The sequence below is a fragment of the Butyrivibrio proteoclasticus genome (genome assembly GCF_900115735.1).
Lineage (GTDB): Bacteria > Bacillota > Clostridia > Lachnospirales > Lachnospiraceae > Butyrivibrio > Butyrivibrio proteoclasticus_B.
The window spans coordinates 243256-264299 of the sequence record NZ_FOXO01000001.1; the positions used below are offsets into that span (position 1 = coordinate 243256).

Below are 21044 nucleotides of genomic sequence, written 5' to 3' on the forward strand. Positions count from 1 at the left end.
AATTGTGCGGAAACCTCGCATTAGTTTTAGGTTAAAAGTGTAGCTATATATTATTACTTTTTCTTGGATTCACGGATGACTTTCTTCATGCTTAGGTCAGTAAGAATCTCATAGTCTGTGCGGAATCCAGAGGTCTCATGAAGTGCATCTGTCAGGTCTGTTCTTGTGTATGATGGGATATATCCGCGTTTTTCTCCAGGACGGTACATGTTCATGTCCCTGAGGGTGTGGACTATATCTTCGCAGGTATACTGTTCGCCCAATCTTTTTTCAAGCAGTCTGTATATGAAGAGTGATATAAAGCAGGTCAGGAAATGCGCTTTTATCCTGTCTTCCCGTTGAAGGTAAACGGGTCTTGCCTTGAACTCGGTTTTCATTATCCGGAAGCATTCTTCTATTTCCCAGCGTTTCTTATTGATGTGTATCACTTCAGCAACATTCATGTCATCAAGATTGGTACAAACTGCGCAGAATCCATCATATTTTTCTTCTTCAGCTATGATGTCTGTCTTGAGATACGGAACTTCTTTTGTACATGCCTAGCCATCTTCAGTCATGACTTCCTTTCCGATAAATCTGTGTGGATCATTCTGATTCTTGGGACGCTGTTTATATTTCCCGCTGTTGATAATAGCTATTGCCCTGTCTACCTGCCCCTGCCTGATCTTACGCTGATAGATTTTGTATTTGGGAGACAATATGAAGTGACCTCCAGATTGTAGGTTCGTGGATTTACCTGTAAGCTATTAATTGTTGAGATTAATGGTAACAGGGATTACCGTTTACAATAGGAGGCCACATATGAATACTATAGTTTATATCGGAATGGATGTCCACAAAGAGAGCTGTTGATTGTCAAGTAAAATTGACCCACTTTTATACTTAAATCTGACCCACCCTTGGATCCGTCATTGTGATTTTGGAGGCGGGTCAGTTTTGTTTATAAATCTCGATTTTTACACTGTGAATTGACCCACCTTTTAATGAGTTACCAGTGTGTATCCAGCATCGGTAAGTGCTGTTTTGTCTATGATCATTGTCTTGTTTATTGTATCAATGACAACGTATCTACTAAGTTCTAGAAGCCTGTCCCCAATAAGCTCTTTAACAAGCTTTTCCATTGCTTCTGCTTTAGGGGCGTTCCTTTCTGTTTTATCCTCGCATATATGCTGTGGCTTTACCGGTGAACAAAGCTCATCAATCGACATAAATAGGCTTTCGCCAGCTTTCTCACATCGTGCGACACAAAATCTGTCTGTAGCTTCGTTATATCCCAGATAATCTATGTTTTTCATCCTGTCCAGAGTTGACCACGGATACTTTATTCCAAATGACTCTCGGAGCTTTTGATAAAGAGCATCTTTGCCGCCACTATTGTATATTTCTGCAAGTTCCGGAAGATTTCTATCTTTTATTTTAACCATGACAGTTCTCCTTCCGGAAGCTTACCCATTTCCGCTTCAGCCCATTCATCAAACGCTCTAGACAGAGCATACCCTTCTTCCATCAGAGTTTCAGCCTCTTCAATAAGGTTATGTTTCTGGAGGACCTTTTCATATACATCGGTTTTGTAAAGTAGTTCATCGAGACGCTTTTTCAGGCTTTTAATAGTGTCTTCGCCTCTTAGTTCAGCAAGATATTCTTCCTTTTCATCATCGCTTAGTGCGCTCAGAGTATCACGGATATCCTGTTCTTCTCTGTATCTTCTTAAATGACTTGATATCCATCTTGCCTTGCTTTCATATGTTGCAGAGAGCGAGTATAGAACAATTCATCAGAGGCAGGCAGAAGGTATCACTGCTACAAAAGCAAGGGGTTATAAGTTTGGTAGACCACCGAAGCAACTACCCGAGAACTTCCATGAAGCATATCAGAAATGGAAATCGGGGAAGTTATCTGTTGCGGAAGCTGCCAGAGAGTGCAATATGCCGAGATCCACATTCTATTTCAAAGCTAAGGTGTACAAGAACTCCACATATTTAGATGACTGAAAAAATACAAGAAGGTGTACCTTTTAAGACAGTAAAAGCCAGCGCGTCAAAAAACATTAAAGTTCACATAAACAGTGGCTGTTATGATATAATCAAAAACGGTGTTTTGATAAAAAAATAAATCCAAAAAGGTACACCTTTTAGATAGAAGATGGGAGTGTGTTTTATGCAGTTTAATAGCTATGAGTTTATACTGTATTTCTTGCCAATTACGGTATTGCTCTATTTTGTGGCTAATAAGATTAATCCAATTATAGGAAAAATAGTAATAGTCGTTGCTAGTGTTATTTTTTACTCGATGGGCAGAATAAATATGCTTGGCTACTTGGGAATAAGCATGCTGATCAATTATGGATCTGCCTTGGCTATCAGGAAGTTCAAAATAAAAACGAAGTTCTTGACGGCATTACCTATTATTGTGAATGTGGGATTATTGCTATATTTCAAGTATATGAATTTTGCTATCACAAATGTAAATATCTTCTTTGGTAAAGAAATAGAGCTTAAGGAGATAATCTTACCGCTTGGAATATCATTTTACACATTCCAGCAAATAGCTTATATAGTCGCGACAGAGCAAGGTAATCTTGAAAATAATAATATTATTGACTATATGGCTTATATTTTATATTTTCCTAAACTCGTAATGGGACCAATTATTGATCCGGTAGATTATATTTCGCAGATCAATCAAGTTGAAAGAAAAAAAGCTGATATAACCAATATTACAATAGGTATCAAGCTTTTTAGTTTGGGGCTTATAAAGAAAGTGCTCTTGGCAGATACATTCGCCAAAGCTGTTTCATGGGCATATACAAATATTGATGCAACAACAGCTATGGATTGCATCTTACTGATATTGTTTTATACCTTTGAAATATACTTTGATTTCAGTGGATATAGTGACATGGCAGTAGGTGTTTCATCTATGCTCAATATTGATTTACCCATAAATTTTGATTCGCCATATAAAGCAATTTCTATTAGGGATTTTTGGAAAAGATGGCATATATCTTTGACGAAGTTTTTGACAAAGTATATCTATATTCCTCTTGGCGGATCTAGAAAGGGCATAATTTTCACATATATAAATACACTTATTGTTTTCATTGTAAGTGGCTTATGGCATGGAGCTAATTGGACATTCATTCTATGGGGATTGTTACATGGCTTGTTCAGTTGTTTTGACAGAATGTTTGAAAAACTAGAAGAAAGAGTTTTTATGCCAGTCAGATGGTTATGTACATTTGGAGTGGTAAGTGTGCTGTGGTTATTGTTTAGTGCATCGACAGTGGAACAGTGGAGAACAATTCTGTTTAAGATTCTTTTTATGCAGAGTACGGAAGTCAGTGAAGGGATGATTTCCTCATTTAATCTGGTGGAAAATCAATTTCTGTATAACTTGTTTGGATTAAACTGGCTTCCTACAAATGTTCGCGGCTTCAATATGCTTATATTTATAATTGTTGCGTGTTTCATATGTTTTGTACCAGGGAACAATTACAGGAACAAGGATAAATTGAGTATAGGAACGTTGGTAGTTGCTTCAGTTGCCTTTATTTGGGGTGTTTTGTGTTTGGGAGCAGAATCGACATTCGTGTATTTTGGATTTTAAGAGGGAAATATGAAAGTAAAGATTTGGTTAATAAGCTGGTTGATTATTGTTGTATCAGCATTGAGCGTTTTAGGATTTTGGGTATATAAAATAGATCCTTTTTTTCATTATCATAAGCCTGATTTAGAGGGATATTTTTATCCGTTGAATAATCAGCGGAGTCAAAATGACGGTATTAGTAAATACTTTGATTATGATGCTCTAATATCAGGAACTTCTATGACTGAGAATTTCAGGACAACAGAGGCAGATAAGATATTTGGATGTAATTCCATAAAAGTGGCATATTCTGGGGGATCATATAAAGAAATCAATGATAACATTGAAAAAGCCCTTGCTGCAAATGATAATCTAAGACTTGTTATAAGATGTTTAGATATGGGAAGGTTTTATGATGCGTATGATGTGATGAGACTTGATTTAGGGGATTATCCAACATATTTATATGACAGTAATCCATTTAATGACGTGGAGTATCTTTTAAATAGAGATGTAGCTTTTGGCAGAGCATATCAAATGACATTGGACAACGATAAAGAAGGCTTCAAACCAGGGATAACAAGCTTTGATGATTACTCAAGGTGGCAGTCTTCATTCGTCTTTGGTATAAATACTGTCAGCCCCAATGGTGTCACTTTAGAAGAAAAAGAGCAAGTTCATTTAACAGATGAAGAAAAGGAAGTAATAAAAAAGAACATTGACCTTAATGTTACAAGCGTTGCCGATGAGCGTCCAGATGTGGATTTTTATTATTTTTATTCTCCTTACAGTGTTCTTTCATGGAATGAATGGCGAGCAGCTGGAACTTTATATAAAATGCTTGAGGCTGAGGAATACATAACTGAACTTATAGTTCCGCATAAAAACATTCACTTGTTTTCTTTTAATAATAGAACCGATATAACAACAGATTTGAATAACTATAAAGATGCTCCACATTACGCATGTTGGATAAACTCACTGATGCTTAAGTGGATGCACGAAGGACAATATCAGCTGACAGAGAATAATTACAAAGAACATCTTAAACAAGAGTATGACTTCTATACTACATTTGACTATGCAAGTGTAAATGGTCAGGTGGATTATGAAGCAGATTTTTATGCAGCTGCATTGCTTAATAAAGAGCTTACAGGAGTTGATCCGTTAGATGTTTTAAATGATGATAAGGTAGATGTTTCTATTAACGGAGCAGAGTATATCACGGATGATACCGGAAGGAATAGTATTGTTAATTGTCATGGTGCATTGTCAAGAGATAATAATACAGATACATTAGCAGATTACCTTAAGGATAAAGAATTTATTGGAATAAAATTTACTGTAAACTTGGATGAGGGTTATAACTACCTTTGCTTTGACGGCCAGAAAATAGTAGATCATGGAAGGCTGACGGCATATGTTTATGATGAAGATGGAAACTTAGTAGGACAGATTGAAGCTAATTATAAAGACTTAGATACTGAGGTTCATCGATATGTTATTGATTTGTCTACAATAAGCGGAAATGTTACGGTTGTTTTGAATGGCGGATATGTTGATCACACTGGAAGTCCGGATTCAAATTATCATTTTAGTAATATTTATATGTATTAAAGTTTTTAGAAAGACAGTGGCACAGTTCACTGTCTTTCTTTTTGCAACAATTCCGTAGAGGAATTTTGCAAAAACACCAGAACGAAGAAAAGGAGATTATCCCGTGGAGAGATAATCTCTTTTTCTTTGCTCTGGAGCAAGAGTGCAGAGAGAAGCATTCTCTTTGCTGTGCAGAGCACTTAGCGAAGTTTTTACTGAGCTTAGTGCGAGCCATGCAAGTGCACTTAACAAGGCGAAGCCGAGTTTAGTGAAGCTTGCTTGTGAAAATGAGTGCACACATTTTCGCAACCGTGGGTCAAGGGAGCAGAGCTCCTTTGTCAGGTCGAGGGTGAAATCCCGCCCAGGTAGGTGAGTTGCTTGCGACACACCGTACTGAGTATATTTTTTGTCACCACAGCCAGTTTTATGGCTTTGAAAACGGCACTTCCGCGGACAAAGTTTTTTCTGACAATGGTAAATGGCCTTATAGCCTGTCCTGCGTATTATCCACTCGAAATAGGCATCTACTGCTTTTATGAACTCGGCATAGGAACAGTGTGCAGGGATATTATTCCGAATTTAGAATAATTCCTAACTTCCAGTAAGTTTTGAAACTCAATCAACTAAAAACGGCAAAAAGCCCAGAAAAATCAGCAATTCTGTTGATTTTCCGGGCTTTTCTTGTTATAATTATTGAGTGGGTATACATACTTATTATCAAGGAGAAAAGTGATCTATGTACTACGATTTCAGAGTGAAGATCCCGGAAGAAAAGGGCAAGATTTACACGAAGACGATCAAGGGAGTTGTCTACATCAACTACGAGTACGACAGGGTGTATAAGCCTGACAAGAAGTACAACATCCCAAAGCGGACTACTATTGGTAAGATGTGTGACGACGATCCCACCATGATGTATCCCAATCCTAACTACCTGACCTATTTCCCGGATGCAGAACTTCCGAAAGATAAAGGCCATGATGAAAAGAGCAGCTGCCTTCGTGTCGGCTCATTCCTTGTGATTGAGAAACTGATGATAGAAAGCCTGGTGGATAAGATCATTGCCAGCATATACAATGACGACCGCGGCTCCGGACTGTTCCTTGATCTTGCAGCTTATTACATAGTCACTGAGAATAACGCAGGCCAGTACTATCCTGACTATGCATACAACCACCCGCTTTTTACTCCGAACTATAAGATTTATAGTGATTCTACTGTTTCAAAGTTCACCAGTGAGATAACTGTGGACGACAGCGTCGAATTCCAGAATGAGTGGAACTCCATTAAGAAACATAAGGACAAGATTTACATATCCTATGACTCAACTAATAAGAACTGCCAGGCTGGTGATATAGATCTGGCTGAGTTCGGACATGCCAAGGATGACAAGGGGCTTCCCATCATAAACTACTCCATTGCTTATGACAGCAATAACAGAGAGCCCCTTTTTTATGAGACATATCCTGGAAGCATTGTTGATATATCCCAGCTCCAGATGATGCTTGACAAGGCGGTTGCCTATGGTTACAAGAATGCAGGATTCATTCTGGACAGAGGATACTTCAGCCGCGAAAACATAAGGTACATGGACAAATGCGGGTACGACTTCGTAATCATGGTAAAAGGAATGAAGTCCTTCATCAATGAAGAAATAAAAAAGGTGAAAGGAACTTTTGAGGACAAGAGGGAATACTCAATCCGCAGGTATCAGGTAAGCGGGACAACTGTTGAGACACCCGTTTTCTACTCGGATGAGAAGAACAGATATCTCCATATCTATTACAGTTATGGAAAGGCGGCGTCAGAACGCGAAGCATTGGAAGCACGACTTGACAGAATGGCGGCTTATCTGAGCAGGCTTGAAGGTCAGTCGGTAGTTGTAGATAAGAGCTATGAAAAATACTACAGCCTTGAATACTATCATGAAGGTCAGGAAGATCAGTGCTTTGTCTGTGCAATAGAAAAATCGGATGTCGTTGAGGCTGAGCTGGAGATGCGCGGGTACTTCTGTATCATCACTTCTGACAAGATGACAGCCAAAGAGGCACTGGAGCTGTATAAGAGCAGGGATGCATCAGAGAAACTGTTCAAAGCCGACAAGAGTTTTCTTGGAAACAGGAGCCTCAGGGTATATACAGGTGATGCACTGGAAGGCAAGATGCTGATAGCATTTGTGGCACTCATCATCAGAAACCGCATGTACACAAAGCTTAAGGATGCAGAGGAAGAAATGCTTGAGAAACCGAATTACATGAATGTTCCTGCAGCTATAAGAGAGCTTGAAAAGATAGAAATGATAAGACAGGCCGATGGCGTATACAGACTGGATCACGCAGTAACTGCAACGCAGAAGACGATACTTAAGGCGTTTGGAATTGATGCGAACTATATAAAGCGTAAGACAAAAGAGATCAGCGACTGGCTGAATCCCAAAGTAAAGACAGTAAAAATCTGAAGGAGGATGTGACAATGGCGCGAGGACGCAAGAAGGTATCAACAGATTCACTTGATGCAAAGATTGAGCAGCAGAAATCTATTATGGAAAAAGCCAAGCTTAAATATGAAACTGAGAATGAAGCGCTTGCAGAACTTATCAAGCTTCGCAACGAACTCAGAAAGGATGAGCTCATGGCTGCAGTTATCAAGAGTGAACATTCTTATGAAGAGATCATGGCGTTCATAAAAGGTTCCACTGAAAGTGAGGATGAATAATGCAAGAGTACTCGAGAATACTGATTGAACAATACTGCAGGACTCATAAAAGCACAAAGAAGAGTAAGTTTTTGTGGGATCTAGTTGAACTCTCATATGATATGGAGTGTGAACCTGAGGAATGGGAGGCGCTACAACTAGAACGTTATATAAATCAAGAAAGAAATCCAGAGCTAAGGGAAGCGCTCGAGGATCTTGATGAGTTTTTATTCGGATAAAAATAAGCCCTACTGAGTTGCTTGCCGAAAGCATTTCAGCAGGGCTTTGATTTTGAGTGGTAAAATGACAGGAAGTCAAGAATAACAAGAATTAGACACCGAATAAATAGACAATGTAAAATAAAGTGCGTAAGTTAGTGGTTACTTAACTTACACACTTTATTTTACATTGTCCATTCCTCATCCATATAGCCTTTTACTCATATCTGGTTATAGAGTTTTGTATATTTTGTAGCTGATAACCTGTGTACAATATTCATTTCAAAAACAGGAAGATGACGTCTCTCATTTATATATTTCTGCAAATTCTCAATCTTCTCTATGGAGATGTTCTTTGACGCTGATTCATAAAGCGTATCAATACTAACTGATGTGTCATGATATTTGAAATGACTTCTCATTCTTTCGTGCACTCTGAACATCACTATTCCAAAAGCATTAATCAACCCAATAGCAGACAAAGTCACTTTGCTAAACACTATAATTCCAGTGCCTACTAAAGTAACCAGTATTATTACCAAAATGATTTTACGTATCTTCACCATCTTTTTATTCCACCATTTATTCTGCCGTTGACACTCTAATTGAGAATATATTGGCGAAAAATCCTTATTAAAAGTATACCAATCCATTTTACCTGGAGGATTTGATTCTCCATTTGTCTTGGATATTTTTTCATAATGATCTTTGTGCACACTAATGATTCTGAGTGCTTTTTCCTTTAGATATTGTCTTTTTAAAGAATCAAATGCTTCGTTATTATTAAACAAAACCCGAGCATCAAATAATTCTCTTAAGTCTGCTGCAATTTTTACACTCCATGTCATTATGTAGCCTGCTACTATGGTTAAAATATCCAATGCAAGCATAGCAATCACGCCGAATATCTGATCGCCTTTAAAAGAAATAGCCGCAGATAAAAAACAGAAAACCCAACATATATAATTTGTTCTTTCCCCAATATTAAAGTAATATCCAGATGCACACTGCATCATTATGTTTTCTTCTTCATTCTGCCTTTTCTTTATTTCAGTACTATCTGGTAAATTCATTATTCATCGCCTCCATTACTATATTCATACAATCTGTTCTAACCTGTTCATGAAGTGTAGGATTATCAAAAAACTGCTGTAACAGTTTACGGTGACAACTTCTCATTCTTTTACCTGAACCACAAGGGCATGGCTGATGGCCCCGATATTGTTTATATGATAAAAAATAAATAATCTGTTTTGCGCTTCGTTCATCAACATCAAAAATATCCATGTAAGACTGAATAATACCATCTGCTCCATGTGATCGTTCTCCTAAGGGATAAATTCCATACCGTTCGTAGTACTCATACGAAACAAAATATGGCTCAACAAAATCTTTCATCCACTTAACAAGTGATGGATCCGAAGAAAATGCCAGCTGCATATCAACATCTGTCGCTATGCACAGTTGCCCATTTTCATATATGTGCTGGTACTCAATGTTAATAGCTTTCCCCTTATCAATAACATAGGGAAGCATATCTTCATGTTTCGGAATAAAAATCTCTATCTCATACGCCTTCTTAAGCACAAACTGCTTGATGCTTCTATGAATACTAATTCTTCCGGATATCTTAATATCATCTTCTGATTCATTTTCAATATGTAGTTCGGGATATTCTGCTAAAAGTTCTTCTATTCTTTTCAGACTTTTTAAAACCATTAATAACATCTCCATGGCTTTGATGAAGCAGATATTGGTGTTGGTGCTTTGTCTTCATATTTGTCACCCCACGCACTCTTTATAATATCTTGTCCCAAAGCACTCTCTGACAATGCCCTGAATTCATCATCTGGTTTATCCATTGAATCGATGAGATCTTTCTTAGCTACGGACACCCATTTGAAAAAGCCCTTTGCTATATCTTCTGACTTATTCCAAGCATCAGCTAAATTGTCCTCAGGATTTGCCGGGTTTTCTATGTACCATTCTCGATTTTTACGGGCTACAGCTCTATTTTCTAACAATATTTCCCCTTTAATCCGATCATTATAAAACTTTGAGCTTTCATTAATCTCATTAAGAACCGCCTCTAGTAAGGTAAAAATATCTGTACTCGGATGAAGACTTGATGCAACCTCTGCAACAAGAACATTTATTATGGCTGATATCGGTTTATCTTCTTTTAAATGGCTATAGTACAAATCCCTATGTCTCTTAAGAAGCTGAATAACACGTTGCACTGCTGACCTTTCCATTCCCTCTGGTATGTCCTCGATCTTGTCATAAATGTCAGTGCTCTCAAACAGAGATTTTCTGAATTCTGTGCGTATATATGCTTTGTATGGCTCATTTATTTCTCTAAACCATTTAGCGAATCCTTTAGGATTATTGGTTCTCCATTTATAGTTATTACTGTCCTTCATAGGAATGGCGATTGCTGTATCAATTAAATCCCGACGTGAGGACTTTTCTTTAAGGAGCTTTTTCTTCATTTCGCTTTCATGTGCCGCAGGAACTATATCTATAGAAAATGAAGCCCCTCCCTCATCAGCATAATGAATGGTAAAACACTGGTCAGAAACCTCAAGCTTTCCGCCATACAATTCCCCCTCGGAAATAGCATCCTCTATACAATCTCTCAGCTGTTCCGCGGTTATATTACCCTTTTCTATATCTACTTCACAGATAAAATCCAGATCATAGGCACCATCCTTATCATTTTTATATGGTCTGACAACCGTACCAAACGCAAATGACCCCTGTGCATACATATCCAAAGTAACATTTGTGTGTTCAGATAAGTATTTTGCCAACGCATGGTACTTTTCATCAGCATTCTTATACATTGAAGGCGTGATATCCAGGCTCTCTATAACCCTTAAAATGTCTTTTTGTCTTTCACTTTTTCTAATCATGACTTTCTCTCCCCTCTTATTTCATATATTCAATTATCCCTATGCAGCTTTTAGGTTTTGCACAAGATATTGTGTTTTTATTTGATTTATATGAAGAATATCACTATATGTTGTTTATGTCAATATTTTTGTGAAATTTTCGTAATTTTGTTGACGTAGCATGCATAAAATGTTATTTTATTATCAGAATAGGAATAATAGGAGGTTCATGCCGTGCTAGTTCAGTTTTCTATGAAGAATGTTTTGTCTTTTAAAGATGAAATCACTCTTGATATGACATCCATACCAGCATATAAGGAACATCAGTACAATCTAATCCAAGGAACAAAAGAAAAGTTCTTACGAGTAGCAGCAATCTATGGTGCAAACGCAAGTGGAAAATCAAACCTCTACTATGGTATACAGATGTTCCAAAACATAGTTATGCGCTCTATGAATGCCGTCGGTGAGATTGAGGATAACATTCTGGAAAAATATTATAATCCCTTTGCTTTTGATGATGATTTTTCTCCATCTGAATATCAAATTATTGTCTGTGATGATTCTGCAGAATATAGCTATGGATTTGAGTTTGATGATAAAGAAATTATTAGTGAATGGTTTTATGTCCGGGATTTTGCGAGCAATCGTAAATCAATAATTTTGGAACGCAGTACTGAAGAAATTAAAATGGGGGCTTCGATCAGAAGAGAATGTGACCGATATAAGAATCAGATTTCAAAAGAAGCTCTTGCCCTAACCTTTTTCAGCAGATTATCTCTAAAAACAGAAGTATTTCACAAAGTATTTGTTGAAATTTCTCACATGATGATAGTAGATACTCGCTTTTATGAAAATCCTCGTGTTATGGAACGATTTCTGCCAGATGTAATTGATAATAATAAAGATGAGCTCATTAGGTTTCTCACTGCTATTGATACTGGTATCAGGGATATTTCATACGATACAATCGACAAAAAGATAGAGTTTTTTACATATCATAATGGTAAGGATCAAAAGAAATATAAGCTAAATCTGTATAACGAATCGCAAGGTACCTTAAAAAGCATAATTATTTTTATTATTGCTTCTTCAATCATTATGCGAGATGGAATTATGATTGTAGATGAGTTGAATATTAAGCTGCATCCTCTACTTCTTAAATTTGTAATTGATTTATTTAACAATAAGGATTCTAGTGCCCAGCTTATTTATACAACACATGACACAACTCTTTTGGATCGAAAATTTTTCAGAAGAGATCAGATCTGGTTTGTTCAAAAAGATGATTATGGGTATTCCAGCCTTTCTGCCTTATCTGATTTCAAGATTCGTTCTGATGCATCGTTTGAAAAAGACTATTTATCCGGAGTTTATGGAGGAATCCCTTCATTATCTGACTATACTGTGGAAGCAGGTGATTGAATGGGAAGCGATGATATTTTTAAAAAGAGACGGGCCGATAGAAAAAAGCGTACCCATGATTTTAAAACGCCTAAGGCAAACTCGTTTCTTATCATTACAGAAGGTGAAAAAACTGAGCCTTATTACTTCAATGGTCTAAAAAAACAAGTCCTTGAACAAATTGGTGGAACTGTTGATATTATTGAAGTTCCGGAAATTGACATTTATGGACAGGGATCTTCTACTGGGCGACTAATCGAAATTACAGAGGAATGTGTAAACAAGGCGAAAATTATCTACCAAAACATTTGGGTTATTTTTGATAAAGATGATTTTCCGGATTTTGACTCTGCTATAGCCACAGGAAAAAGCAAAGGATATGCCATAGGTTGGAGTAATCAAAGCTTTGAATACTGGATTTATCTGCATTTTAGTTATAGTGATGCAGATTTACACCGGCATGAATGGAACAAAAAACTTAACGAGCTTTTCAAACAATATAATCTGTCTGCAGACGGATATGAAAAAAATCTAAAAGATTTATACGATCTTCTGGATTCTATCGGTGGCGTTGATGCAGCAATCAAAAATGCAAAACGCAGGATGGAGAATTTCAGAGATGGAATTGATACTCCCTCCTCATACGCACCTGGCACCATGGTATACCTTTTAGTTGAACAACTTAAGGCTTATTTGAAATAAATATATATTTCACAAAGGGGAGGCTGCAAAATAACAGCCTCTTCTAAGTTTGCGCGCCATGGGCGCGCTCTAACGGGTGCAAGTCCCGAACACGCCCAGATAGTGGGAAGTGTATAGCTGAACAGCAAGGGTGTCCATCGTGAGGTGGAATCTGAAGGAAGCTGCAAGCAAATCTCTGGTCCGACGGACAGAAATCACATATAAGGCTAGCATCAATGACGTTTTACAGCTTCAGTACATGTTGGAAAAAGTGGAAGGCTATGGCTATAAGAATATAGGATTTATTCTCGACAGGGGATATTTCAGTGAAGCAAACATTCACTACATGGACCATCATGGTTACGGCTTTGTGATCATGGTCAAGGGCATGAATGATCTTGTAAGTGAGCTCGTTTTAAAACATAAAGGCAGCTTTGAACAGAACAGGGCAAACAGCATAAGATCTTATAAAGTCAATGGAATGACAGTTAAGATGCAGCTGTTTCCTTCTGATGAAAAGGACAGATATTTCCATATATACTATAATGACAGAAAACATGCAGCAGAACGCGAGAATGTCGAAAGGAAGATAGACAGGATAGTCGAGTTCTTGGAAAAGAACAGGGGCAAGAAGATTCCCAAAAGTCCTAACATTGAGAAATACTTCAAGCTTGAGATTTACAACGAGGGCAAAGAAGATGAACGACTTCTTGCATCGTGAACGCACAGATGTAATAGACAGGGAGATAGCGCTCTGCGGATACTTTGTGCTTATCACATCAGAGTCCATGACAGCGGAAGAACCAATTAACCTATATAAGAGCAGGGATGTTTCAGAGAAACTGCTGCGTGGTGATAAATCATATATGGGAGTAAGGACAGAAAGGGTGTATGGCAATGAATCCCTGGAGACCAAGCTTTTTATATAATTCATAGCTCTTATAATACGCAACAAAATCTATACAAGCCTTAAGGATGAAGTAAAAGAGAGCGGGCAGAAAGAGAATTATATGACTGTTCCTGCAGCACTTAAGGAACTTGAAAAAATAGAGATGATAAAGTCCTCTGACAATACATACAGGATAGATCATGCGGTAAGTGCAACCCAGAAAGCGATACTGAAGGCATTCGGAATGAATGCAGCAGATATAAAGATACTGGGAAGAGCGCTTGGTGAAGATCTGAAGAAAGTAACTGTTAAGGAAAATGTGGATAGGGAGGACTGATATCATGGCAAGAACAAGCTTAGACGATAGAATCAAGAAACAGGAAGAAGCAGTATTTAAGGCAAAGGATAGATATGAAGCAGAACTTAAGGAATTGGACAAGCACATAACAAAGTGCAGGGAACTTGAGAGCAAGGAATTGGTAAAGGCTTTTCGAGAAGAGCAAGAAGTCACTGAAAGAAATCATAGAATTCATGAATGGTGACGTTGATGAGGAGGACTAAAAAACATCAACCCTGTATTAAGAGATTTTTTGAGTGAATTCACCGGAAGTGATGACGAGAGTTAAAAAGATAGGAAGTTAACAATATTATTGCCAATATTGTAAAATGATTTACAATTTAACATATTGACATATTGCCTGCAGTGTGGTAATATTTTTATGCAAACAAAAAGGGAGTCAAAGACTCCCATCGTTCATAAAAAATGAACCCTGAACAAGTCTATTTTCTATGATATGAGAGCCGTTGTCAACCTTTTTGTTTAGACTAAGAAAGGAGGTTGACAATTTGGCACTTGTAAAAAACATACATGGATCAGCAGATAACACCCCACCTTCAGGTTGTTCATCATGGAAAGAGTACTGGGAAAAAGCGAAGAACAAGAAGTTTTCTTCATGTTCTTGTACCTCATGTTTCCAAAGGGCGGTTGTTGGCGGACATGTCAAGAAGGTTTATGGTTCAAATGAGTGGTATATTGTCCCGCTTTGCGCATCATGCAATAGCTATACAAATACAAATCCATTTGAAGTGTGTGATGCAGATTTGGTACGTGTAGTAAAATAATTTTCAGAGCGCACATATTACATTAGTTAGTATGTGCGCTCAACTTAAAATAGGTGCCATGAATATTAGTGATTATTTAAAAAGTATCAAGAAGACCAAAACGGAATTATCGCAAGAACTAAATTTGTCTCGCCCTACATTAAATCAATATATTGAACTATTTGAGACCGGGCAGAAAATTGATAATGAAAGATACAATATCATTTTTGGCAAACTATTTTCTGATGAAAGCAAGACACGAGTTCAATTTGATAATGAGATGAATTCTGTGAGATTTTTGCTGGAAAGAGATAGAAAGTATGATATTGGAAATTTGAGACCAGAAGCTGCAGATATGGTTGCACGTATACATAACAAACTTGTTTATGATATGAGTGATAATAAGTGGAATAAGAAAGTATATGATTTCATACTTATAATTCTTAGCAGTTATCGTAGTAATGCGGTTATACGGGAATTAACCGGTTATTTTTCTGATTTAAATTCTGGATCAGATATATCAGATTTGTCAGATGAATCCAAGGCATATTATTCATATTATTATAAATGTTTTCGTGAGATAAAAGATGATACACCTAAAATGGATGAAGAAGAATTTAAGTTATTCTTGAAAAGAAGGGAAAAATTGAAACTTGAGCGAGAACAAAATAGAGATGCTAAAGCTAGAAACATACAGGATAAGTTGAAAAAGATTCTTGAAGAGGTTGAATCGGAGTATAAGGATAAGAGTATTGATGTGTCTGAGGATGAAATGATGGCTGAAGTTTTGCGAAGAATGAAAAGATAGAAAGGACAGAAAGATAATAAAAATCGATAATATACAAAACCAATTGATATATTCAACAGTACGTATTGTAGCCACAGATGGTAAAGAGATTTCTGTTGGAACTGGCTTTTTGGTTTTGAGAAAAATTAGTGAAGATAAGGGGCTGTTATATATTGCCACAAATAAGCATGTTGTGGGTGATTATCAAATTGGACAATTTCGGTTTTGTGCCACTGGAAAAGACGGCAATCCAATTGATAATCAGCATATCATTGTCAAAATAAATGATTTGCAGCAACGATGCATTTATTATCCCAATGACTCAGTAGATCTTTGTTTCATAGATATTATGAATGAGATAGAGGAGGCACGCAACGCTGGACACGAGCTGTTCTTTAGAGGCATTACAGAGGAATTGTTTATAAATGCCAATCTTGAGCAACATATGACTGCTATTGAAGATGTTGTAATGATTGGATATCCGGAAGGATTTTGTGATGAGAAAAATAACAAGCCAGTAGTAAGGAAGGGACTGACTGCTACTAGTGTAGATACTGACTATAATGGTAAAAAGGAGTTTATGATTGATATTGCCTGTTTCCACGGATCAAGCGGTTCTCCAGTATTTATTGAAACAACAGGTTTGGGTCAAAAAGTGAATAATGAAAGCTTAACTTTGGGAGTCAAAACCTCGTATTGTTTAGCTGGAATAGTTCATGCTATGGTTATTAAGAATCAAAATGGGGACATTAAAGTTAAAGATGTTCCTACAGCAAAAGCTCTTTATAGTGAGACTGAAATACCATTGAATCTGGGATATGTGATTAAAGCGCAGAGAATTCGAGAATTGATGGATATTGCCTTTGATCAGCGAAATAGGACAATCAATACCAGTAACAGCTGATGGCAGAATATTGATGTTTGTCAGTGCGACCTACATTAATCATTGGTGCCTGTCAGTGAGCTCAGCTAAGGGTGCTTTGAATTTGTGAGAATTCCGGTGCATGTCACCGTGAATGTTGGATTGTTTTTGATCAAACATAAAATAAACAGTAGCTGAGATTGTAATGCCAATCTCGGCTACAACTATTTTAATCATTGAGTGGAAAAAATACTGGAAGTTAAGAATTAGTTGCCGAGGTAAGAGAGCACAGGCAGAAAATGGATGAAAGGATTGCTCCTTCTGCCCGAGAAGATGTGGATATACTGGCCATGGTGAAAGCTGTTTGTGTTACGGATTTTTACAAAGCAGATTTTGAGGATACGACATTAAAGCGGATTTCGGATGCTGTGCCTTACGAAACAGTAAGAGACCATTATCTGAAAATTGCTGGAAGGATCTTTGGAGATATATAAGTGGACAATTGTTAAGTGGGAAATAGATGAATGAAAAGCAAATTGTTTGATTTTGGTAAAATAGTTGAAGGCGTATATTACCCTGGGACTTTTTTTATTGGTATATCGAAAAAATTCTTTGATGGGATGAAATATAGTGATTTCACCCAAGATGAGATGGCGACATTTGTACATGAGTACATCCACTTTTTGCAGGATATCTCTACTGTTGCTGGAGGGATGAACTATAATCACAAAGCCAAATTGTTACAGCTCCATTTCAGTATGTTTCAAAAAATGCCGTTGTTAATCTGCCGGTTGACCTTGAAAACTGCGGAGTAGATAATGCTTATGCGCAAACTGAGCTATTGTCATTTTATGAGGGCGACGCATTAGAAAAAAAGATACACCACATAAACAAAGTTACATGTGAAAAAGAAGAATTGATGACGGAGATATTGCGATTAGAATCTTCGACATATCCGGGAGACGATATATATCAGATTTGTATATATTACAATGATTCGGATATGCCAACAGTATTTGGTTCTCACTATGTGAAAGAGAGCATGGCGTATCTGATTGAGAGATATCTGTTTGGGGCAGAAGAGAGGAAAAAAGAATTTCCGTATAATGCCTGTGAAATGGTATGCGAGTATTTCTATCCGGAACTATTGAGTACGCCGGAAATAATAGTTGCTATTTGTGAGTTGTCCCTGATGCATTATCATAGTGGCTTCGAATTCTTTATGCTTGTCAGTCATTTGGCAAAAGAAGGAATTCATTTAAAAAATCTTGAAGAATTTTATGATTACTTTGATGCCACGGTAAAGGCGTTTCTTGAAAATCATAAAGTATTGCTTGATGAGATTGATGATAACGTGAATGTCATGTATCCCAAAGGTTTTCCATATATGCTTGTGCCGAATGAATATGTAAAGGCGTACTTTGAGGCAGGTTATTCTATGCGACAGCATAATCATTTTTTTATTTCTGCATTATTTAAGGAAAAGATGCCAGTGGAAAAAATAATCAGTTGGGTAGAGACATTTCCTTTGCCTATGTTTCTTGATGATATAAAGCATGAATTGTATGGTGCGATAGATAATCTTTCCATGATGCCGGTTCCGCTTGCAATATTGCAGTTTTTCATGACACCATCTAAAGGATGCCCGCTATTAAAATACTGTAGGTATAGTCGTATAGATGTGGCTGAAGAAGCCATATGTACTGCTAAGCCATGGGAACAATGTAAAAAAGATGTTCAGTGTCCGATGGCTATCTATCTGACTGGATTTGACATTGGAAAAAAAGAATTCACTGTGAATGCTAAAATTTGAATTAAGATGCGAACGGGACAGCCTATAATGACTGCCCCGTTTCTTTTTGTTGAGAGAATTTGTTTTTCTGCGAAGCTTCTGATTGACGTTCTCGTTGAAGTTCTTTCTGTATCGGATGTTCCAGATCTAGCATCTGGTTCACATTGTTAGCTACGGTCTGAAGCTCACGGTACTTGGCTCGAACATATGAGAATTCTTCATACTGCTGATTTTTCAGGGCAGTGAGATTTTCTTTTTCGGCCCGTAGCGATTTGATAGAAGGAGTGCGGAATTTCAATTTTCCATCTGTTGTTGCTTCTTTTGGAGCATGTTCCTTCAAATAATCACGGGCAGCTTCGAACAGGGTGAGCTCCGTCCTGCGTCTTTCCCTGAAATCCTTTTTGTTCTTGGAGACGAGGTACTCTTTATATAGTGCGTGCTCAATAATTAATTACTACTGATATTTACTGACTTTGTGGGCAATCCGTGAGATAATAGATGCAAGGAAATCATTACTATTACTTCAAAAACCTTGCACTTTTCGCGGAGAATCTCATGTACAAAAAGAATCAAAATCGTCAAATAACACTCAAGGATTTTAATCAGCCACTTGGCTTGAAGCTAAATCCTGAGAACAAATGGATAAAGAAAGCTGCCATGATACCATGGTATGACATCGAAGAAGAATACGCTGATCTGTTCCCATCAGGTTGTGGGATGCCGGCAAAGCCTCTGAGGATGGCTCTTGGTGCACTTCTCATTCAGAAGAAATATGACTATTCTGACAGAGAGCTTGTAGAACAGATTCAGGAGAATCCGTATTATCAGTACTTCATAGGTCTCCCGGGATTTCAGCTAGAGCAGCCATTTGCACCATCACTGCTTGTTGAGTTTGGTGCAAAGCTTGACCTAAGTGTAGAGAATGGTCTTGGCAGGATAGAAAAGATACCCTTTGAAGCTTACAACGAAAGCGAAGTGCTGATTCCAGCAATAGAGAACTACTACAAGCGTAATGGACATTATCCCGAAAGAGTTCTTGCAGATAAGATATACAGAAACAGAGTCAATCTTGCGTACTGCAAAGAGCATGGAATAAGGCTTGCCGGCCCAGCACTTGGAAGACCTGGCAAGGATACAGTCATCGATAAGCATACAGAGTACATTGATAGCGTAGACAGAATCGAAGTTGAACGTAAATTTGGATTATCAAAGCACAGTCACGGACTGGGCCTAATAATGACAAAGCGTGAGGATACCACACGCAGCTCAATAGTGCTGTCGATCATCTCAATGAACCTTGATAGCCTATTAAGGCTTTCTTTGTTCCAAAAACTGATTTTGATATTTTCAAGGTACAATTGTTGTTATTTTTTATGCGAAAGCATCGGCTGAAAAAAACAGCCGGTTGCTGAGCATACACTAATTACATTCTAAGAAGATCAATCTGAGATGCCATTTGTCCGGATGATTCAGGAATGGCTGTCCGAATATTTCAGGAACAGTTGTCCGCATGTTTCAAGAATGCTTGTCCGGATAATAAAAGATTACATGTCCGGATAATTCAAGAATCCTGTCCGGATGTTACAAGAATCATCACCCCAGCAGAGCAGGGGGTTATTAAAAGATGTTACACAAAGAGGTAGCGCCAAGCATGGCTTGGCGCTATAATAATCAGAGGATAACTTGACAGCAATCAGGTTAAAAAACATCAAGAAATACTTTTTAGGCGTAAAAAGATAGGAAGTTCACAATCGGCTGAAAAATCTTCCGGTTGTTGAGTATAAAATAAGCAATTGATAGATCCTGTTAGAGAAAGTTGAGGAGATGGGAATGATGATAAATGAAAATGAACATCAAGGTGTTTCACGGATTTTAGAAGCAGTACTTAGGGAAAGGAAAGCAAAGCTGTCAAACCCAAATGGTTCTGTGATTGAGGTTAATTATAGTGCATTAGATCTTCTCAAACTCTTTATGGAGAGCAATTATGGTAAGAGTGATTTTATTGGGATTGCTGCTGAAATGTCAAAGAGGGCACTTGAGAACAAAACTGATAAAGATATGTATTGGAGATATGCGACTTTAGTGAATGCTGCTCCGGGGATGCTTGAGAAAAATGCAGTACAAGAACTTGTGAATCTCTTACGAGCATATGAGCTCATCGATTGTGACCAAGACGGTTTGTTTTTTGTAACAGAAGAAGGAAAGAATGTTGTAAATAAAGCAATAATACTGATGGATCAGGTAAAAATAGAAAGTGTAAGCACTCAATCATAAGTACGACATAAAGAAGAAACTTCCATTTTGACGTTGATTTCATGAATTTGCGAATTGATAACAAAATTAAGATTTTTTCTACAAGAAGATTAAATAGCTTTTTGATGTTATTAGCCCATTGGAGAAGATTGACAGAGAAACTGGCAGAAAGGTTTTAATAAAGATAAATCAAGGACTAGAGAGATTGCGCATAGAAGAGTGGAAAGTTGCTTTGAGAAATATAGAAACCAGTTGAGAGACCCTCATGAGATTAATGGTATTATTATG

At 37.4% G+C, this 21044-nt stretch carries 24 protein-coding genes and 1 pseudogene; 19 read left to right on the forward strand and 6 right to left on the reverse strand.

The annotated features are described in order from the left end of the window. Nucleotides 1-53 precede the first annotated feature (53 nt). Nucleotides 54-695: pseudogene (locus tag BM146_RS00995) on the reverse strand (IS1634 family transposase); the annotation flags it as partial. A 285-nt stretch (nt 696-980) separates the two neighbouring features. Further along, complete coding sequence (locus BM146_RS01000; RefSeq protein ID WP_074883013.1) at nt 981-1424, reverse strand: hypothetical protein; 444 nt, start codon at nt 1422-1424, stop codon at nt 981-983. Between the two features lie 309 nt (nt 1425-1733). Here BM146_RS01000 and BM146_RS19110 point away from each other — a divergent pair, with 309 nt between their 5' ends. From BM146_RS19110 to BM146_RS01020, 5 genes are all read left to right on the forward strand, one after another. Beyond that, entirely contained in the window at nt 1734-1991 is a 258-nt protein-coding gene (locus tag BM146_RS19110) for a helix-turn-helix domain-containing protein (RefSeq protein ID WP_242949315.1), read from the forward strand. Between the two features lie 298 nt (nt 1992-2289). Beyond that, nucleotides 2290-3606 carry an MBOAT family O-acyltransferase gene (locus BM146_RS01005; RefSeq protein ID WP_207649884.1) on the forward strand — a complete coding sequence of 439 codons (1317 nt, stop codon included), beginning with the start codon at nt 2290-2292 and terminating at the stop codon, nt 3604-3606. A 9-nt stretch (nt 3607-3615) separates the two neighbouring features. After that, a complete protein-coding gene (locus BM146_RS01010; protein WP_074883019.1) occupies nt 3616-5202 on the forward strand; it encodes a hypothetical protein in 1587 nt (528 codons plus the stop codon). A gap of 715 nt (nt 5203-5917) precedes the next feature. Then, on the forward strand, nt 5918-7639 hold the full coding sequence (locus BM146_RS01015) for an IS1634 family transposase (protein ID WP_074883022.1): 1722 nt from the start codon (nt 5918-5920) through the stop codon (nt 7637-7639). Between the two features lie 14 nt (nt 7640-7653). Further along, nucleotides 7654-7896, forward strand: coding sequence for a hypothetical protein (locus tag BM146_RS01020; protein ID WP_074883025.1), 243 nt, complete (start codon nt 7654-7656; stop codon nt 7894-7896). Nucleotides 7897-8314: 418 nt separating this feature from the next. Here BM146_RS01020 and BM146_RS01030 read toward each other — a convergent pair whose 3' ends face one another. From BM146_RS01030 to BM146_RS01040, 3 genes are read right to left on the reverse strand one after another with little or no spacing between them, the layout of a single operon-like run. Continuing rightward, entirely contained in the window at nt 8315-9166 is an 852-nt protein-coding gene (locus tag BM146_RS01030; protein WP_074883030.1) for an S-4TM family putative pore-forming effector, read from the reverse strand. After that, nucleotides 9150-9812, reverse strand: coding sequence for a YecA family protein (locus BM146_RS01035; protein ID WP_074883033.1), 663 nt, complete (start codon nt 9810-9812; stop codon nt 9150-9152). Before BM146_RS01035 ends, BM146_RS01030 begins: the two co-directional genes overlap by 17 nt. After that, the gene (locus tag BM146_RS01040) at nt 9812-11008 is read right to left on the reverse strand and encodes a nucleotidyltransferase domain-containing protein (protein ID WP_074883036.1); all 1197 of its coding nucleotides are present in this window, start codon (nt 11006-11008) and stop codon (nt 9812-9814) included. Before BM146_RS01040 ends, BM146_RS01035 begins: the two co-directional genes overlap by 1 nt. A gap of 213 nt (nt 11009-11221) precedes the next feature. Here BM146_RS01040 and BM146_RS01045 point away from each other — a divergent pair, with 213 nt between their 5' ends. From BM146_RS01045 to BM146_RS01095, 12 genes are all read left to right on the forward strand, one after another. Beyond that, nucleotides 11222-12412 (forward strand): AAA family ATPase, encoded by a 1191-nt coding sequence (locus tag BM146_RS01045; protein WP_074883039.1) that lies wholly within the window; start codon nt 11222-11224, stop codon nt 12410-12412. Next, nucleotides 12413-13093, forward strand: a complete 681-nt coding sequence (locus tag BM146_RS01050; protein ID WP_074883042.1) for an RloB family protein — start codon at nt 12413-12415, stop codon at nt 13091-13093. It begins immediately after the preceding gene. Between the two features lie 139 nt (nt 13094-13232). Beyond that, nucleotides 13233-13793 carry a hypothetical protein gene (locus BM146_RS01055; protein ID WP_074883045.1) on the forward strand — a complete coding sequence of 187 codons (561 nt, stop codon included), beginning with the start codon at nt 13233-13235 and terminating at the stop codon, nt 13791-13793. Further along, nucleotides 13771-14001: a hypothetical protein gene (locus tag BM146_RS18965; RefSeq protein ID WP_083413342.1), complete on the forward strand. Its 231-nt coding sequence runs from the start codon at nt 13771-13773 to the stop codon at nt 13999-14001. Before BM146_RS01055 ends, BM146_RS18965 begins: the two co-directional genes overlap by 23 nt. An 81-nt stretch (nt 14002-14082) precedes the next feature. After that, on the forward strand, nt 14083-14298 hold the full coding sequence (locus BM146_RS18970; RefSeq protein WP_083413343.1) for a hypothetical protein: 216 nt from the start codon (nt 14083-14085) through the stop codon (nt 14296-14298). 4 nt (nt 14299-14302) lie between these two features. Next, nucleotides 14303-14503 (forward strand): hypothetical protein, encoded by a 201-nt coding sequence (locus BM146_RS01065; RefSeq protein WP_074883048.1) that lies wholly within the window; start codon nt 14303-14305, stop codon nt 14501-14503. Between the two features lie 304 nt (nt 14504-14807). Beyond that, the gene (locus tag BM146_RS01070; protein ID WP_074883051.1) at nt 14808-15083 is read left to right on the forward strand and encodes a hypothetical protein; all 276 of its coding nucleotides are present in this window, start codon (nt 14808-14810) and stop codon (nt 15081-15083) included. A gap of 31 nt (nt 15084-15114) precedes the next feature. Beyond that, nucleotides 15115-15870, forward strand: a complete 756-nt coding sequence (locus BM146_RS01075) for a hypothetical protein (RefSeq protein WP_207649885.1) — start codon at nt 15115-15117, stop codon at nt 15868-15870. 43 nt (nt 15871-15913) lie between these two features. Then, on the forward strand, nt 15914-16753 hold the full coding sequence (locus tag BM146_RS01080; protein ID WP_177201554.1) for a S1 family peptidase: 840 nt from the start codon (nt 15914-15916) through the stop codon (nt 16751-16753). 257 nt (nt 16754-17010) lie between these two features. Beyond that, entirely contained in the window at nt 17011-17205 is a 195-nt protein-coding gene (locus BM146_RS01085; RefSeq protein ID WP_074883061.1) for a hypothetical protein, read from the forward strand. A gap of 30 nt (nt 17206-17235) precedes the next feature. After that, entirely contained in the window at nt 17236-17526 is a 291-nt protein-coding gene (locus tag BM146_RS01090) for a hypothetical protein (RefSeq protein ID WP_074883064.1), read from the forward strand. 104 nt (nt 17527-17630) lie between these two features. Beyond that, nucleotides 17631-18524, forward strand: coding sequence for a hypothetical protein (locus tag BM146_RS01095; protein ID WP_143087388.1), 894 nt, complete (start codon nt 17631-17633; stop codon nt 18522-18524). 22 nt (nt 18525-18546) lie between these two features. On the opposite strand, the gene BM146_RS01100 is transcribed toward BM146_RS01095, so the two are convergent. After that, nucleotides 18547-18843 (reverse strand): hypothetical protein, encoded by a 297-nt coding sequence (locus BM146_RS01100; RefSeq protein WP_074883070.1) that lies wholly within the window; start codon nt 18841-18843, stop codon nt 18547-18549. Nucleotides 18844-19058: 215 nt separating this feature from the next. Between BM146_RS01100 and BM146_RS01105 the strand changes: the two genes are divergently transcribed. Further along, complete coding sequence (locus tag BM146_RS01105; RefSeq protein ID WP_083413349.1) at nt 19059-19895, forward strand: transposase; 837 nt, start codon at nt 19059-19061, stop codon at nt 19893-19895. A gap of 438 nt (nt 19896-20333) precedes the next feature. Then, nucleotides 20334-20777, forward strand: a complete 444-nt coding sequence (locus BM146_RS01110) for a hypothetical protein (protein WP_143087389.1) — start codon at nt 20334-20336, stop codon at nt 20775-20777. Nucleotides 20778-21044 lie beyond the last annotated feature (267 nt).

Coding starts and splice junctions, on each gene's coding strand:
- BM146_RS01000 (WP_074883013.1), bottom strand. CDS start 1,424: ATGGTTAAAATAAAAGATAGAAATCTTCCGGAACTTGCAGAAATATAC.
- BM146_RS01005 (WP_207649884.1), top strand. CDS start 2,290: ATGGGCAGAATAAATATGCTTGGCTACTTGGGAATAAGCATGCTGATC.
- BM146_RS01010 (WP_074883019.1), top strand. CDS start 3,616: ATGAAAGTAAAGATTTGGTTAATAAGCTGGTTGATTATTGTTGTATCA.
- BM146_RS01015 (WP_074883022.1), top strand. CDS start 5,918: ATGTACTACGATTTCAGAGTGAAGATCCCGGAAGAAAAGGGCAAGATT.
- BM146_RS01020 (WP_074883025.1), top strand. CDS start 7,654: ATGGCGCGAGGACGCAAGAAGGTATCAACAGATTCACTTGATGCAAAG.
- BM146_RS01030 (WP_074883030.1), bottom strand. CDS start 9,166: ATGAATTTACCAGATAGTACTGAAATAAAGAAAAGGCAGAATGAAGAA.
- BM146_RS01035 (WP_074883033.1), bottom strand. CDS start 9,812: ATGGTTTTAAAAAGTCTGAAAAGAATAGAAGAACTTTTAGCAGAATAT.
- BM146_RS01040 (WP_074883036.1), bottom strand. CDS start 11,008: ATGATTAGAAAAAGTGAAAGACAAAAAGACATTTTAAGGGTTATAGAG.
- BM146_RS01050 (WP_074883042.1), top strand. CDS start 12,413: ATGGGAAGCGATGATATTTTTAAAAAGAGACGGGCCGATAGAAAAAAG.
- BM146_RS18965 (WP_083413342.1), top strand. CDS start 13,771: ATGAACGACTTCTTGCATCGTGAACGCACAGATGTAATAGACAGGGAG.
- BM146_RS18970 (WP_083413343.1), top strand. CDS start 14,083: ATGACTGTTCCTGCAGCACTTAAGGAACTTGAAAAAATAGAGATGATA.
- BM146_RS01065 (WP_074883048.1), top strand. CDS start 14,303: ATGGCAAGAACAAGCTTAGACGATAGAATCAAGAAACAGGAAGAAGCA.
- BM146_RS01075 (WP_207649885.1), top strand. CDS start 15,115: ATGTGCGCTCAACTTAAAATAGGTGCCATGAATATTAGTGATTATTTA.
- BM146_RS01085 (WP_074883061.1), top strand. CDS start 17,011: ATGGATGAAAGGATTGCTCCTTCTGCCCGAGAAGATGTGGATATACTG.
- BM146_RS01090 (WP_074883064.1), top strand. CDS start 17,236: ATGAAAAGCAAATTGTTTGATTTTGGTAAAATAGTTGAAGGCGTATAT.
- BM146_RS01095 (WP_143087388.1), top strand. CDS start 17,631: ATGACGGAGATATTGCGATTAGAATCTTCGACATATCCGGGAGACGAT.
- BM146_RS01105 (WP_083413349.1), top strand. CDS start 19,059: ATGTACAAAAAGAATCAAAATCGTCAAATAACACTCAAGGATTTTAAT.
- BM146_RS01110 (WP_143087389.1), top strand. CDS start 20,334: ATGATGATAAATGAAAATGAACATCAAGGTGTTTCACGGATTTTAGAA.